At 63.0% G+C, this 14,027-nt stretch carries 14 protein-coding genes; 5 read left to right on the top strand and 9 right to left on the bottom strand.

The window, feature by feature from the left end; all coding sequences use genetic code 11:
• Positions 1–53 precede the first annotated feature (53 nt).
• The 4 genes from MRBLSP13_RS14705 (at position 54) to MRBLSP13_RS14690 (ending at position 5,553) form a co-directional block, all read left to right on the top strand.
• Positions 54–2,243, top strand: a complete 2,190-nt coding sequence (locus MRBLSP13_RS14705; protein ID WP_363755224.1) for an alpha-ketoacid dehydrogenase subunit alpha/beta — start codon at positions 54–56, stop codon at positions 2,241–2,243.
• 17 nt (positions 2,244–2,260) lie between these two features.
• Positions 2,261–3,544 carry a pyruvate dehydrogenase complex dihydrolipoamide acetyltransferase gene (locus MRBLSP13_RS14700; protein WP_363735874.1) on the top strand — a complete coding sequence of 428 codons (1,284 nt, stop codon included), beginning with the start codon at positions 2,261–2,263 and terminating at the stop codon, positions 3,542–3,544.
• 13 nt (positions 3,545–3,557) lie between these two features.
• A complete protein-coding gene (locus tag MRBLSP13_RS14695; RefSeq protein WP_363735875.1) occupies positions 3,558–5,006 on the top strand; it encodes an NAD-dependent succinate-semialdehyde dehydrogenase in 1,449 nt (482 codons plus the stop codon).
• 118 nt (positions 5,007–5,124) lie between these two features.
• Positions 5,125–5,553: a GlcG/HbpS family heme-binding protein gene (locus tag MRBLSP13_RS14690; RefSeq protein ID WP_363735876.1), complete on the top strand. Its 429-nt coding sequence runs from the start codon at positions 5,125–5,127 to the stop codon at positions 5,551–5,553.
• A gap of 176 nt (positions 5,554–5,729) precedes the next feature.
• On the opposite strand, the gene MRBLSP13_RS14685 is transcribed toward MRBLSP13_RS14690, so the two are convergent.
• The 8 genes from MRBLSP13_RS14685 to MRBLSP13_RS14650 form a co-directional block, all read right to left on the bottom strand.
• Positions 5,730–6,989, bottom strand: a complete 1,260-nt coding sequence (locus tag MRBLSP13_RS14685; protein WP_363755222.1) for an NAD(P)/FAD-dependent oxidoreductase — start codon at positions 6,987–6,989, stop codon at positions 5,730–5,732.
• Positions 6,986–7,945 (bottom strand): carbon-nitrogen hydrolase family protein, encoded by a 960-nt coding sequence (locus MRBLSP13_RS14680; protein WP_363734391.1) that lies wholly within the window; start codon positions 7,943–7,945, stop codon positions 6,986–6,988. Before MRBLSP13_RS14680 ends, MRBLSP13_RS14685 begins: the two co-directional genes overlap by 4 nt.
• Before the next feature lie 131 nt (positions 7,946–8,076).
• Positions 8,077–8,676 carry a GNAT family N-acetyltransferase gene (locus tag MRBLSP13_RS14675; RefSeq protein WP_363755220.1) on the bottom strand — a complete coding sequence of 200 codons (600 nt, stop codon included), beginning with the start codon at positions 8,674–8,676 and terminating at the stop codon, positions 8,077–8,079.
• Positions 8,673–9,077 (bottom strand): ketosteroid isomerase-related protein, encoded by a 405-nt coding sequence (locus MRBLSP13_RS14670; protein ID WP_363755218.1) that lies wholly within the window; start codon positions 9,075–9,077, stop codon positions 8,673–8,675. Before MRBLSP13_RS14670 ends, MRBLSP13_RS14675 begins: the two co-directional genes overlap by 4 nt.
• Positions 9,077–9,388 (bottom strand): 2Fe-2S iron-sulfur cluster-binding protein, encoded by a 312-nt coding sequence (locus MRBLSP13_RS14665; protein ID WP_363734394.1) that lies wholly within the window; start codon positions 9,386–9,388, stop codon positions 9,077–9,079. The genes MRBLSP13_RS14670 and MRBLSP13_RS14665 overlap by 1 nt, the downstream gene beginning before the upstream one ends.
• 3 nt (positions 9,389–9,391) lie before the next feature.
• Entirely contained in the window at positions 9,392–10,234 is an 843-nt protein-coding gene (gene fghA / locus MRBLSP13_RS14660; protein ID WP_363755274.1) for an S-formylglutathione hydrolase, read from the bottom strand.
• A gap of 9 nt (positions 10,235–10,243) precedes the next feature.
• A complete protein-coding gene (locus tag MRBLSP13_RS14655) occupies positions 10,244–10,651 on the bottom strand; it encodes a VOC family protein (protein ID WP_363734395.1) in 408 nt (135 codons plus the stop codon).
• Positions 10,652–10,684: 33 nt separating this feature from the next.
• A complete protein-coding gene (locus MRBLSP13_RS14650) occupies positions 10,685–11,797 on the bottom strand; it encodes an S-(hydroxymethyl)glutathione dehydrogenase/class III alcohol dehydrogenase (protein ID WP_363734396.1) in 1,113 nt (370 codons plus the stop codon).
• 190 nt (positions 11,798–11,987) lie between these two features.
• On the opposite strand from MRBLSP13_RS14650, the gene MRBLSP13_RS14645 reads away from it, so the two are divergent.
• The gene (locus MRBLSP13_RS14645) at positions 11,988–12,884 is read left to right on the top strand and encodes a LysR family transcriptional regulator (protein ID WP_363755216.1); all 897 of its coding nucleotides are present in this window, start codon (positions 11,988–11,990) and stop codon (positions 12,882–12,884) included.
• A 66-nt stretch (positions 12,885–12,950) separates the two neighbouring features.
• On the opposite strand, the gene MRBLSP13_RS14640 is transcribed toward MRBLSP13_RS14645, so the two are convergent.
• Complete coding sequence (locus tag MRBLSP13_RS14640) at positions 12,951–13,979, bottom strand: LLM class flavin-dependent oxidoreductase (RefSeq protein ID WP_363755214.1); 1,029 nt, start codon at positions 13,977–13,979, stop codon at positions 12,951–12,953.
• Positions 13,980–14,027: the final 48 nt, after the last annotated feature.

Below are 14,027 nucleotides of genomic sequence, written 5' to 3'. Positions count from 1 at the left end.
TTCCCCGCCATCATGGTTGTTCGGCGGCGCAAGATGACCGGATAGGATACACCGTGAACGCAATCATCACTGAGCCTTTGCAGCCGAGCACTCCATGGGTGTCGCTGGCGACCAATTCCGCCGCGTGGGCAGCCGCTGATCCCAAGCTGCTCGACTCGATGTTGACGTCGATGGTGCTGATCCGCGCGTTCGAGGAGAAGGTGCTGGAACTGGCGGGGCAGGGTCTTGTTCACGGCCCCGCCCATTCTGCGATCGGGCAGGAAGGGGGCGCCGTCGGATCGGTGCTTGCCATGCGCGGTTCCGACCAGATCAACGGTTCGCATCGCGCGCACCACCAGTTCCTGGCGAAAGCGCTGCAGTATGTCGCGCCGCAGGGACTGGAATCCGCGGCTCCGTTCGGCGATGACGTCAGGACGATCGCTGATCGCACGATGTCCGAAATCCTCGGGCTGGCGCGTGGCTATTGCAAGGGCCGGGGCGGCTCCATGCACCTGCGCTGGGCGGAATCAGGCAATCTGGGCACCAATGCGATTGTCGGTGGCGGCGTTCCGGGAGCGGCGGGTGCCGCCTGGGCGCACAAGCGCGCTGGCACCGGTGATGTGGCCTTCACCTATTTCGGCGACGGCGCGGTCAACATCGGGTCCGTGCTGGAAACGATGAACCTGGCGGCGGCGTGGAAGCTGCCGCTGTGTTTCTTCATCGAAAACAACCGCTATGCAGTATCGACCACGGTGGAGGAGGCGACCGCTGAGCCGAGGCTGTCCTCGCGCGGGCTGGCTTTCGGCATCCCCGCCTGGAAAGTCGATGGCATGGATCCGCTCGCTGTATATCTGGCGTCCGAAGCGGCGGTGAAGGCGATGCGCGCGGGCGAAGGTCCGACCATCATCGAAGTCGACGTCTATCGCTATTTTCACCAGAATGGGCCACTGCCCGGCAGCGCCTTCGGATATCGGAGCAAGGATGAGGAAAAGGCCTGGCGCGCGCGCGATCCCATTGATCGGGTCGCGGCGGAAATGGCGGCTCGCCAGCTGATCGGCGATGAGCAGGTTGCTTCGCTGAGGGCGCGCGCCGCGGCGCTGATGGAAGAGACGGCAGCCGAGCTGGTCGAACAGCATGAAGGCAAGCGGCGCATTGTCCCGTCGCTGTGGCCTTCTCCCGATTTCCGCGACTTCGGGGTGCGCGGCGACCTGTCCGAACTGCGGGATGTCCGCTATGTGGAGCAGGAGGAGTTTACCGGCGAGATCACCGAGAGCCGCTTCGTCGACGTTGTTGCCGACGTGATGGAACGGCGCATGCGGGAGGATGACGGCATCGTCGTCATGGGTGAGGACGTGCACCGCCTGAAGGGCGGCACGAACGGCGCCACCCGCGGATTGTCCAGCAGTTTCCCTGATCGGGTTCTGGGCACGCCGATCGCCGAGAACGCCTTTGTCGGCCTGGCGGGCGGGATCGCGATGGACGGCCGCTTCGTGCCCGTGGTCGAATTCATGTATCCCGATTTCATGTGGGTGGCCGCTGACCAGGTGTTCAACCAGATCGGCAAGGCGCGCCACATGTTCGGCGGGGACGGCGAAGTGCCCCTCGTGCTCCGCACCAAGGTTGCCATGGGCACCGGCTACGGGTCGCAGCATTCGATGGATCCAGCCGGCATCTTCGCCACGGCGCCGGGCTGGCGGATCGTCGCCGCCTCCACCCCCTATGATTATGTGGGCCTGATGAACAGCGCGCTGCGGTGCAAGGATCCGGTGCTGGTGCTCGAGCATGTCGACCTGTACAACAGCAAGGGCCCCGCGCCGGTGGGCGACCTCGACTATTTCATCCCGCTGGGCAAGGCGAAGCGGGTGCGGACGGGTCAGCATCTGACCGTCCTGACCTACCTGGCGATGGTGCGGCCGGTGCTGGAGGCGGTCGAGAAGCTGGGCATCGATGCCGATGTGATCGACCTGCGGAGTCTGGACCGGGCTGGGGTCGACTGGGCCCTGATCGAGCAGTCGATCGACAAGACGGGCAACGTCCTGATCGTGGAGCAGGGCGCGAGCGGCACCTCCTATGGCGGCTGGCTGGCCGCTGAAATCCAGAACCGCTGCTTCGACATGCTCGACCAGCCGGTCCAGCGCGTGCACGGGAGCGAGGCGTCGCCCAGCATTTCCAAGGTGCTGGAATCCGCGGCCTTTGCCGGACCGGAAGATATCGAGGCTGGGCTGCGCCTGGCAATGGCCGGCCAGGGCCGGCCCCTGGCCTGAACGCGCGAGGAATAGCAATGCCACATACGATCGTGATGCCGGCCTTGTCCGCCGGCATGGAAGAAGCGACCATCGCGCGCTGGCTGAAATCCGTTGGGGATGCGGTTGCCGTCGGTGAAGTCATCGCCGAAATCGAAACCGACAAGGCGACCATGGAACTGGAGGCGGAGCGGGCCGGTACGATTGGCAGGCTCGTTGCCGCCGAGGGAGCGACGGTTGCTCTCAACGCACCCATCGCCCTGCTGCTCGCCGAGGGTGAACAGGCGGACGATCTCGGCGCCGACGCGGTAGAGGTCGCCGGGGACGAAAAGGCCCCTGCTCAACAGGCACCCGCCCAACCGGCTTCTGTCGCGAAGCAGGTGTCTGCCGCAGCAGGATCGTCCACGGATGGGCTGGCGCATCGTCGCAGTCCCGCTTCCCCGCTCGCCCGCCGGCTTGCCCAGGAAAAGGGCGTGGAGATTGAAAGCCTGAAAGGCAGCGGGCCGCGGGGTCGCGTCGTGCGGGTGGACATAGAGGCCGCAGCCGCAGCGCGTCCGGAGCCGGCCCGCGCATCCGCGGCTGACGTGGCGCCGTCGTCGAGCCCGACACGGGCACGCCCGGCGGCACCGGTCGACCAGCCTCATGACGAAATACCACTGACCAACATCAGGAAGGTGATTGCTCGCCGGCTGACCGAAGCGAAATCAACGATCCCGCATTTCTACCTGGAGGCGGATTGCGAGATCGATGCGCTTCTCGATCTGCGGGAAACGCTCAATTCGCAAGGCGAGGGGCAGTACAAGCTTTCGGTCAACGATTTCGTGATCAAGGCTGCCGCGCTGGCGCTGCGTCAGGTCCCGGAGGCGAATACGGCCTGGACCGACGATGCGATCCTTCAGTTCCACAATGTCGACGTCTCTGTCGCGGTTGCGACCGATGGCGGCTTGATCACGCCGATCGTCAAACAGGCCGATCGCGCCGGACTCGCCAGCATCTCGGCAGAGGTAAAGGCACTGGCGGCGCGCGCCCGCGACAGCCTCCTTCAGCCTGCGGAATATCAGGGCGGAAGCTTCACGATTTCCAATCTCGGCATGTTCGGCGTGAAGGCTTTTTCCGCGATCATCAATCCGCCGCAAAGCTGCATTCTGGCAGTGGGGGCTGCCGAGCGCCGGCCGGTCGTCCGGGGCGACGCCTGCGTGCCGGCGACCGTCATGTCCTGCACATTGTCCGTCGATCACAGGGCCGTCGATGGCGCTGTTGGTGCGCGATACCTGGCCGCGTTCAAGGCGCTCATCGAGCAGCCCTTGCGCCTGATGCTCTGATAGGAGGTTTTCCATGACTTTGCCTTTAAGGGATCCGTCCCTCCTGAAAGATCAGTGCTTGATCGGTGGTGCATGGATCGGTTCACCCGAAATCGACGTGACCGACCCGGCCAGCGGCGCGAAAATTGCCGCTGTGCCGAACTATGGCGCGGATGAGACACGGCAGGCCATCGAGGCCGCAGAGGCTGCGCTTCCCGGCTGGCGGGAACGGACTGCGGCACAGCGTTCGCAGATTCTGCGGCGCTGGTATCAGGCGATACTTGATGCCGCCGACGATCTGGCGCTGATCCTGAGCAGCGAGCAGGGCAAGCCGATTGCCGAAGCACGCGGTGAGATAATCTACGCCGCCAGCTTCATCGAATGGTTCGCGGAAGAAGCCAAGCGCACCTATGGCGAGGTGATCCCCAGCCCACGCACGGACGCGCGGATCGTGGTGATCCAGCAGCCGGTCGGTGTCACGGCTGCGATCACGCCATGGAATTTCCCGGCTGCGATGATCACGCGCAAGGCGGGGCCGGCGCTCGCCGCTGGATGCACCATGGTGTTGAAGCCCGCCATGCAGACGCCGCTGACGGCTCTGGCCCTGGCTGCCCTGGCCGAGCGCAGCGGCGTGCCCGACGGCGTTCTCAATGTCGTGACCGGGCGGTCGCGCGAGATTGGCGGCGAACTGACGTCCAACCCGACCGTACGCAAGATAAGCTTCACGGGATCGACCGAGGTCGGCCGCCTGTTGATGGAGCAAAGTGCCGCGACGGTGAAGAAGATGTCGATGGAACTGGGCGGCAACGCGCCTTTCATCGTGTTCGATGACGCGGACATCGATGCGGCGGTCGAGGGCGCTATGGTGTCGAAATACCGGAACAGCGGCCAGACCTGCGTCTGCGTCAATCGCATCTATGTGCAGCGAGCGGTGGCCGACGCATTCATCGAGAAGCTGGCCAAGGCTGTCACGGGCTTGCGCGTTGGCCGCGGAACCGATGAAGGCGTGACGCAAGGTCCGCTGATCGACAACGCTGCAGTCGTCAAGGTCGAAGAGCATGTCGCCGATGCGGTGGCGAAGGGCGCCAGGCTGGTCGTGGGCGGCAAGAGGCACGCGCTGGGCGGAAGCTTCTTCGAGCCGACCGTGCTGGCGGGCTGTTCCACCGAGATGCTTGTGGCGCATGAGGAAACCTTCGGACCTGTCGCCTCCATCTTCCTGTTCGATAAGGAGGATGAGGCTGTCCAGTTGGCCAACGCCAGCGAGTTCGGACTGGCCGGCTATTTTTACAGTCGCGACCTTGGTCGGGTGTGGCGCGTCGCCGAAGCGCTTGAATGCGGGATGGTCGGCATCAACACCGGCCTGATTTCGAACGAGGTGGCGCCGTTCGGCGGAATCAAGCAGTCCGGCGTCGGGCGAGAGGGTTCATCGCACGGGATCGCGGACTATCTCGAACTCAAATATCTGTGCATGGCCGGCATCTAGTCCTGCCCTGTCATTCGGTGAAGACGTCGGCCGGAACTAAGCTGCGCTGCGATCCGAACCGGTTGACCGGACAACCAGCCGCCCGATCCCCGGTACCCCATTTCAACAGGAGTTACTCATGAGTGTGATCACCCTTGATCAGGCGAATATCATCATCGCCGCTGCCTTTGCCAAGGGCAAGGAGCTGAACCTCAAGCCGCTGTCGATCGCGGTGCTGTGCCCGGGCGGTCATCTGATCGCCTTCCAGCGTGCCGATGGCGCTTCGACGCTGCGTCCGCAGATCGCTACCGGCAAGGCTTCGGGTGCGCTCGCGCTTGGCATCAACTCGCGGGCAATCGCTGACATGGCTGCTGAGCGTCCGAGCTTTGTCGCTTCGCTGGGCCCCATTGCAGCGGCAGGCATCATTCCGGCGGCGGGCGGCGTCATCGTCAAGGATGCTGCCGGCAAGATCGTGGGCGCCGTCGGCATCACCGGCGACACGTCCGACAATGACGAGGCGGCTGCACTCGCGGGTATTGCAGCGGCCGGTCTGGTCGCACAGGGCTGATACTAGCCACGCGGCAGTCCACAGGACTGCCGCCAAACTGCCCATGCTTCTGCTGTCGCCCGGCAGCTATGTGGTAGAACCGCTTTGTTGGAGCGGGGTCGATCTGATTTAATCAGACCGACCCCGCTCCAGATTGATTCCGGGCGACCGACACCTGCCGCTGATCGGGAAATGGTTCAGGCCGAATATTCGCCCACTTCTTTGAGTGGGACGCCGGGGTCGGCGAGCTGTGCCTGGTCGAGCAGTGCGCCGGAAATGACATGGGCTCGGCCCTGGACATAATCCTTGACCGCATTGACGCAGTCGAGCGCGATGAGCCTGCCGGACTTGAGATAGAGGACAGAGAAGCTGCGGGTTGCCGGGTCGCCGCGCAGGATCGTCTGGTCATGCCCTGTTGAAAGGCCCACGGTCTGGAGCTTCAGGTCATATTGGTTCGACCAGAACCAGGGCACGGCATGATAGGGTTCTTCCTTGCCCATGATATGGCTGACGGCCGTCTTCGCCTGGTCATTGGCGTTCTGAACCGATTCAAGCCGGATCTGCGCGCCGCGGGCGAAGCTGTTGGCATGGGCGGCGCAATCGCCCACCGCATAGATGTCGGGCAGGCTGGTGCGGCAATATTCGTCCACATCCACGCCATTGCCGCCCACGGCGCCCGCCGCGATCAGCGGGCCGGTTTCCGGGATAATGCCGATGCCCACGATGACCATGTCGGTCTCGATCCGCTCGCCATCCTGCATCAGCACGGCGGTCGCCCGAGGACCCGCATCGCCATCGGTCACTTCGATGCAGTCCATGCGCGCGCCGGTGCGCAGGTCGACGCCATGGGCGCGATGCTCCGCTTCGTAGAAGCGCGACAGCTCCTCGCCTGCAACGCGCGCCAGCACGCGGTCCAGAGCCTCTAGCAGCACGACCTTCTTGCCGAACTTGCTCAGCACCGCGGCCGCCTCCAGCCCGATATAGCCGCCGCCGATCACCGTCACATGGTTGATCTGGTCGATCTTCGCCATCATCGCGTCGACATCGTCGCGACGGCGCACGGCGTGGACATTGGATGCTTCGGCGCCGGTGCAGGTCAACATGCGCGGCGAGCCGCCCGTCGCCCAGATCAGCTTGCCATAGCCGATTTCCCGATCGCCCGTTTCCTTGCCGCCCATGGTCACGAACTTGCCCACCGGATCCACCGCCTTGACCCGATGGCCCAGCAGCATGTCGATCCCGCGTTCTGCCCAGAAGCTCGCCGGCCTGATCAGGATGCGCTCAAAGCTCTTGTCACCCGCAAAATATTCCTTCGAAAGGGGAGGGCGCTCATAGGGCGGATCCTTCTCATCGCCGATCATCCCGATCGACCCTTCAAAGCCAAGCTGCCGCAGCGATATCCCCGCCTGGGCACCAGCATGACCCGCGCCCACGATCAGAACGTCATAATAACTCATTCGTTCAGCCCTTCAACCAACGGCAGGGTGCTGCCATTCTGCCTCTCTACAGGTTCCACCGCATTGTCATTGGCGATGCCGGCGGGCATCGATGCCTGGCCGACCATTTGTTCGGACCAGTGCCGGAAAGGCAGGACGCTGCCGTTCCGCCGCCACTCATCGACTTGAGTCAGATCGACATCCGCGAACAACCATTGACCGTCATTGGCATGGCCGATGGCAAAGATGCCGTCATCCGGGGTGATGCCATCCGGCGGGCCATAGACGCCCGCCGCGCCGTAATTTTCATCGAGCGAGGGTAACCAGGGGGCAAGTCCCACCGTTGGCGCCTGTACCACATAGCATTGATTTTCGAGCGCGCGCGCCTGTCCGCCGATCCGCACCCGCCAATAGCCCTGCATGCTGTCGGTCGCCGAAGGTACGAGGATGATCCGCGCTCCGGCCTCAGCCTGCGCGCGCGCGATCAATGGGAATTCCGAGTCGTAGCAGATGGAGATGCCGACCGGGCCGAAGGGCGTGTCCAGAGTGTTGATCCGCGTGCCGCCCGAAATACCCCAGATTTCGCGTTCGAAGCGGGTCATCACGATCTTGTCCTGCCAGCCCATGCTGCCGTCAGGACAGAAAAGCCGCGCGCGGTTGACGATCAACCCGCGGTCGTCGCGCACCGGGCCGCTGCCCGCCACGATCACCAGCCCATGGCGTCTGGCGAGACGCCGGTGCAGTTCGTCCGCCCGGTCGCTGAGTGCCATCACCAGTTCCAATGAGCGCTGAAGGTCGGATGCAGCCGCCGGATCGCAGCCAGCCAGTTCCATCGCTGCATATTCTGGGAAAAGCAGCAGTTGAGCACCCTGGCCAGCCGCCTCTGCCACCCATAGGCTGATCTTGGCTTCCCACGCTTCATAGCTTGGCAGCAGCTCGATCGGATATTGTGCCGCCGCGATCCGAACTTCTTCCACCTTCGTCCCGTTCCCCCGGTTAATGCCTTTCCGACGGCGGATTTTGATCTGATGGGATCAGATCACCGCCCGAATGCTGCATTCCTCGTATTTCCTGACCGGCGATCGGTTCGGGTCGCCTGGAAATCATTCTAGAATTTCTTGATCCAGAAGCGCATGAGATGTTCGCTCTCCTGCACATCCCCGACCTCCTTCCACGACAGATGCGTGTCGTAGTGAGGGGCAAGGCGATAGCCGCGCTTTTGCCAGAAATCATGCAAATCCCGCGCGTCATCGGGACGGCGCAGATCGTTTTCCTCCCGCACCACAGCGCAAAAGGCGGTGCAATCCGCACCGGCTGCCTTAGCTGCGGTTTCCCGTTCGTCGAAAAAGCGATGGCCGATGCCCTGTCCGCGAAATTGCGGAAGCAGAACCGATTCCCCGAAATAGTGAGTCGTTCCGATATCGACCCCGGCAGCCAGAAAGGGTCGCTTGATCACGTCCGATTGCGTCGCCATGGGTGAAGCGGTCGCCATGCCGACGGGAATGTCGCCGACCCGCGCGACGATGACGATCGCGTCGTCAGCGCTCAGAAATTCGTCCAGATAGGCCGCTTCATAATCCAGGCTGCCGTCATAGAGATAGGGCCACGTCCTGAACACAGTCATGCGCAGCGTCGCGAGCGCGCGCAGCGACAGGTCGTCGCGGCCGATCCGCTCTACCACCAGCGGCGCGGCCTGATCGGCCATCATGCCGCTTCGCTGACCTGCCGCAGCCAGTCGGCGAGGTTGTAATGGTTGCTGACCCGCGCGATCCGGCCGTCGACAATGTCGAAAAAGGCGCCGACCCGAAGCCGATAGCGCTGACCGCGCGCGCGCGGCAGATCGCTGTCGGTCAGGAGATATTCGCCCTCCAGCTGAAATTCGGCCGCCGCGCGGGTACCGTCCGACGAGCTCAGGAAGACCGGATCGATCACCTGCTCGCGGTAGCAGCGGTTCATGTGATCGAGAAACGCAGCGAAGGCGGCCTTGCCATGGCGCGGTTCGCCCTGCGAGGGCTCATGCACGACATCCTCCGTCAGCAGGTCGAGCATGGCCCCGGCATCGCCACGGTTGAAGGCGTCATAATAGCGGGACAGAAGGGTTTCGTTCATCAGTCCTCCGGCGCGATGGTGACGCGCAATCCATCCAGTTCCGCCGTCAGCGCAATCTGGCAGGATAGGCGCGACAGGCCATTGCGATGGTCGCTGCTGTCGAGCAGGTCATTCTCGTCTTCGCTGACCGACGAGGTTTCGGGGCCTTCCTCCACATAGACATGGCAGGTCGCACAGGAACAGCATCCGCCGCAAAGCGCGAGCAGCTCGTCAAGGCCATTGTCCCGGATCGCTTCCATCAGCGACAGACCAGCCTCGGCCTGCACTGCATGTTCGGTGCCGTCGCGACCAGTCACGAAAATCTGAACCATCAATCAATCCTTGCTGAGGCGGGCCGCATGCCAGCGCAAATGGTCGGCCATGAAAGTTGAAATGAAATAATAGCTATGGTCATAGCCTTCGCGCAGGTTGAGCGTCAGGTCGATGCCTGCCGCCTCGCAAGCGCTTTTGAGAAGTTCCGGCCGCAATTCCTTTTCCAGGAAAGGATCCGCGCTGCCTTGGTCGACTAGCAGGTCCGGCACGCGGGCGCCGTCCTCGATCAGCGCCACCGCATCATGCAGGCGCCATGTCGCGCGATCTTGGCCCAGATAGCCGGTCAGTGCCTTTTCCCCCCAGGGCACCTGGCCGGGCGCGACGATGGGCGCAAAGGCCGACACCGATGCATATTTGCCCGGATTGCGGAGCGCGACGGTGAGGGCACCGTGACCGCCCATGCTATGGCCCATGATCGACTGGCGATCCATGTCCACGGGGAAATTTTCTGCGATCAGGGCAGGCAGTTCTTCGGTCACATAGGACCACATCCGATAGTGGCGGTCGAAGGGCGGCTGCGTCGCGTCGACATAGAAGCCGGCACCCAGACCGAAATCATAGGCTCCAGCCGGATCATCCGGCACGCCTTCTCCGCGCGGCGAGGTGTCGGGCGCGACGAAGATCAGGCCGAGTTCCGCGCAAGCCGCGCGAAACTCGCCTTTTTCCGTAACATTGGCGTGCGTGCAGGTCAGCCCGGACAGATACCAGACGACCGGCAGCTTCGTCCCGGGCTGATGCGGGGGAACGAAGACCGAAAAGGTCATCTCTGTCCCGGTGGCGGCAGAGGCATGTTTATACACGCCCTGCTCACCGCCGAAGGACCGGTTCGTGCTGACCTGCTCCATCGCCATGGGTCAGTTGCCGTCCGTGAAGGTGTAGGCGCAGACCTTGTTGCCTGCCGGATCGCGCAGGTAACCGGCATAGGCGCCGGGCAGGTGGCCGCGCGGACCGGCTGCACCCTCATCCGTACCGCCGGCGGCCACTCCCGCCGCATGGAAGGCATCGACCTCTGCCGGGCTGGCAGCGGAGAAACCGATGGTGACGCCGTTGCTGCTGGGCTCGCCGCCATTGCCGGGCTTCAGCACCAGGAATGCGGGCTTGTCCTTGCCGTAGAGGAAGCAGCTGTCGCCAAAGGGACCCATGTTCTTGATGCCGAGCGCACCGAGCGCCGCGTCATAGAACTTCGTCGATGCGGCAAGATCGCTCGCGCCGATGCATGTATGCGAAAAGACCTCGTTTCCGGAAATCACTGGATCGGCCATTTTTTCTCTCCTTGCAGGTGGAAGTAACTAGGGTCAGAAGACGACGACCGAGCGGATGCTCTTGCCGGCGTGCATCAGGTCGAAAGCGGTATTGATCTCTTCCAGGCCCATGACGTGGGTGATCATCGGGTCGATCTCGATCTTGCCGGTCATGTACATGTCGACGATCTTGGGAACGTCGGTGCGGCCCTTGGCGCCGCCGAAGGCGGTGCCGCGCCAGTTGCGGCCCGTCACAAGCTGGAAGGGACGGGTCGAGATTTCCTTGCCCGCCTCGGCCACGCCGATGATGATCGAGGTGCCCCAACCGCGATGGCATGCCTCCAGCGCGGTGCGCATCACCTCGGTATTGCCGGTCGCGTCGAACGTATAGTCGGCGCCGCCGTCGGTCAGTTCGACCACCTTCGCAACGGTTTCCTCGCGCGAGAGGCCCTTTGAATTGAGGAAGTCGGTCATGCCGAACTTGCGGCCCCATTCCTCGCGATCGGGGTTGAGGTCGACGCCGATGATCTTTTTGGCGCCGGCAAGGCGCGCGCCCTGGATCACGTTGAGGCCGATGCCGCCGAGGCCGAAGACGACGACATTGTCGCCGACCTGAACCTTGGCCGTATTGATGACCGCGCCGACGCCCGTCGTCACGCCGCAGCCGATGTAGCAGCTGGACTGGAAGGGGGCGTCCTCACGGATCTTCGCCACTGCAATCTCGGGCAGGACGGTGAAGTTCGAGAAGGTCGAGCAGCCCATATAGTGGAAGATCGGCTGGCCCTTGTAGGAAAAGCGCGTCGTGCCGTCAGGCATCAGCCCCTTGCCCTGCGTGGCGCGGATCGCGGTGCACAGGTTCGTCTTGCCGGACAGGCAGCTTTTGCACTGGCGGCATTCGGGCGTGTAGAGCGGGATCACATGGTCCCCCGGCTTCACGCTGGTTACGCCGGGGCCAACCTCACGCACGATGCCCGCGCCCTCATGGCCCAGGATCGAGGGGAAGATGCCCTCGCTGTCGAAACCGTCCAGCGTATAGGCGTCAGTATGGCAGATGCCGGTCGCCATGATCTCGACAAGAACCTCACCGGCCTTGGGGCCTTCCAGGTCCACTTCCACGATCTCTAGCGGCTTTTTTGCTTCAAAGGCGACTGCGGCGCGGGTTTTCATGTCTCAGTCCTCATTCCGTTCGGATTTTTTAGAAGCGAGCATGCCGTGGCATGGCTGGTAAGCTTCGCGCCCATGCGAATGATGGCAGCAAACCACGGAAGGCCCTCTTGATGCCGGACACTAGCGCTTTTTCAGCGAAGTGATAATATGATCTTTTCGCAAAAGTTTATTTCTCTGAAGGGATAATGAGATGTCCGCCTGGGACGGTATCGACGAGTTCATCAGCGTCGCTACGACGGGGTCCTTCACACACGGTGCAAAGAGCCTGGGAATGTCGACAACCCATGTCAGCCGGTCGATCATGGCCCTGGAGCAACGGCTCCAGGCGCAACTTTTTCACCGCACCACCCGCACCGTCAAACTGACGGACACAGGTCGCATTTTCCTAGAGCGATGTGAGCGCATTGCTCAGGACAGGGATGAAGCAATTGCGCTTGTCGGGGACAGTGGAGACCTGTTGGGCGAACTGCGTGTTACATGTTCGACAGCGCTGGGCGAGCGGTTCGTGGCGCCGATCATCCGACGCTTTGCCATGCAGCATCCCAAGCTGAACGTGATCATCGAACTGTCCAATCGTGTCATCGACCTGGTTGGCGAAGGGTTTGATCTCGCGATAAGAACAGGTTCGGTAAGTGATACCCGGCTGATAGCGACACAGGTGGCGTCTCGAAGCCTCTACACCTGCGCCGCGCCAAGCTATCTTGCATCTGCGGGGCGCCCGAAGCGTATCGAGGACCTGGCGTCCCATGAATGCATCGCCGGTACGGCGGCGACATGGCATTTCAAGGTCAGCGAACGCGAAATCATCCATCGACCCAGGGGGCGCTTCAGGTGCAATAGCGGCCATGCCGTGATGGAAGCCTGCGTTTCGGGTCTGGGCATTTGCCAGTTACCTGACTTCTACGTCCTGCCCTATCTCAAGCATGGCATGGTGGAACTGCTTTTCGATGATCTGCAACCCAATGACGAGCCGATCTGGGCGGTCTATCCGCAGCGTCGTCATCTGTCGCAGAAGGTCCAGCAAGTCGTGAATTGCCTGGTGCACGAGCTTGGGCCGGCCATCAACAGTCGTCGAACATTGGCTTGATACACGCCGCGCACTGCGTCGGAATTGCCGCAGTGCGCGCGCTCCAGCCGCATCGGCGCGTCCCAGTCAGCGCCAGCCCAGCGCGGGCGCGACATGGGTCAGGATAGCCTCCAGCACATGGGCGTTATAGTCGACGCCAAGCTGGTTAGGCACGGTCAGCAACAGGGTGTCGGCCTCGGCAATGGCTTCGTCCTCCCGCAACTGTTCGATCAGCCTGTCGGGTTCGGCAGCATAGGATCGACCGAAAACCGCGCGCATATTGTCGATCACCCCGATCTGGTCCGCGCTGTCATCCCGTCCGAAATAACGCCTGTCGCGTTCGTCAACGAGCGCGAAGATCGAGCGCGACACGGACACCCTTGGCTGGCGATCATGACCGGCAGCGGCCCAGGCTTCGCGGTAGGCCCGTATTTGCCTGGCCTGCTGAATGTGAAAGGGTTCGCCGGTCTCGTCGGCCTTGAGTGTCGAGCTTTGCAGGTTCATGCCCATGCGCGCTGCCCATTCCGCGGTTGCGTTCGATGCCGAACCCCACCAGATCCGGTCGCGCAGCCCAGCCGAATGTGGCTCGAGGCGCAGCTTGCCGGGCGGATTGGGAAACATCGGGCGTGGGTTGGGCTCGGCAAAACCCTCGCCCTTGAGCAATCTGAGGAATACCTCGCCATGCCGGCGCCCCATGTCGGAGCCGCTTTCGCCTTGAGCCGGCGCATAGCCGAAATGGCGCCATCCATCGATCACTTGTTCCGGCGATCCCCGGCTGATGCCAAGCTGTAGCCGCCCGCCGGCGATGAGGTCCGCCGCCCCGGCATCTTCGACCATGTAGAGGGGGTTTTCATACCGCATGTCTATGACGCCGGTGCCGATTTCGATCCGCTTCGTGCGAGCGCCGATGGCCGCCAGCAATGGAAAGGGCGAAGCGAGCTGGCGCGCGAAGTGATGCACGCGAAAATAGGCTCCATCGAGTCCCAGTTCCTCAGCCGCGACCGCGAGGTCGATCGATTGATGCAGGACATCCGACGCTGTGCGGGCCTCCGAGAAGGCTGCGTCGGACCAGTGACCGAAGGAGAGGAATCCGATCTTCTTCACAAGCGCTCCCATTTTTCAAATGGTGGCGGTCAATATGCGCCGCCCGCCAGCGTGGCAATG

Origin of the sequence: Sphingobium sp. LSP13-1-1.1 (genome assembly GCF_040676415.1) — a bacterium.
In the GTDB taxonomy this organism is placed as follows: Bacteria; Pseudomonadota; Alphaproteobacteria; order Sphingomonadales; family Sphingomonadaceae; genus Sphingobium.
The sequence above is the reverse complement of the archived record's forward strand: the minus strand, read 5'-3'. Positions and strand labels throughout refer to the sequence as shown.

Coding starts and splice junctions, on each gene's coding strand:
- MRBLSP13_RS14675 (WP_363755220.1), bottom strand. CDS start 8,676: ATGATGGCCGATCAGGCCGCGCCGCTGGTGGTAGAGCGGATCGGCCGC.
- MRBLSP13_RS14695 (WP_363735875.1), top strand. CDS start 3,558: ATGACTTTGCCTTTAAGGGATCCGTCCCTCCTGAAAGATCAGTGCTTG.
- MRBLSP13_RS14685 (WP_363755222.1), bottom strand. CDS start 6,989: ATGAGTTATTATGACGTTCTGATCGTGGGCGCGGGTCATGCTGGTGCC.
- fghA (WP_363755274.1), bottom strand. CDS start 10,234: ATGGAGCAGGTCAGCACGAACCGGTCCTTCGGCGGTGAGCAGGGCGTG.
- MRBLSP13_RS14650 (WP_363734396.1), bottom strand. CDS start 11,797: ATGAAAACCCGCGCCGCAGTCGCCTTTGAAGCAAAAAAGCCGCTAGAG.
- MRBLSP13_RS14670 (WP_363755218.1), bottom strand. CDS start 9,077: ATGAACGAAACCCTTCTGTCCCGCTATTATGACGCCTTCAACCGTGGC.
- MRBLSP13_RS14690 (WP_363735876.1), top strand. CDS start 5,125: ATGAGTGTGATCACCCTTGATCAGGCGAATATCATCATCGCCGCTGCC.
- MRBLSP13_RS14665 (WP_363734394.1), bottom strand. CDS start 9,388: ATGGTTCAGATTTTCGTGACTGGTCGCGACGGCACCGAACATGCAGTG.
- MRBLSP13_RS14700 (WP_363735874.1), top strand. CDS start 2,261: ATGCCACATACGATCGTGATGCCGGCCTTGTCCGCCGGCATGGAAGAA.
- MRBLSP13_RS14640 (WP_363755214.1), bottom strand. CDS start 13,979: ATGGGAGCGCTTGTGAAGAAGATCGGATTCCTCTCCTTCGGTCACTGG.
- MRBLSP13_RS14655 (WP_363734395.1), bottom strand. CDS start 10,651: ATGGCCGATCCAGTGATTTCCGGAAACGAGGTCTTTTCGCATACATGC.
- MRBLSP13_RS14645 (WP_363755216.1), top strand. CDS start 11,988: ATGTCCGCCTGGGACGGTATCGACGAGTTCATCAGCGTCGCTACGACG.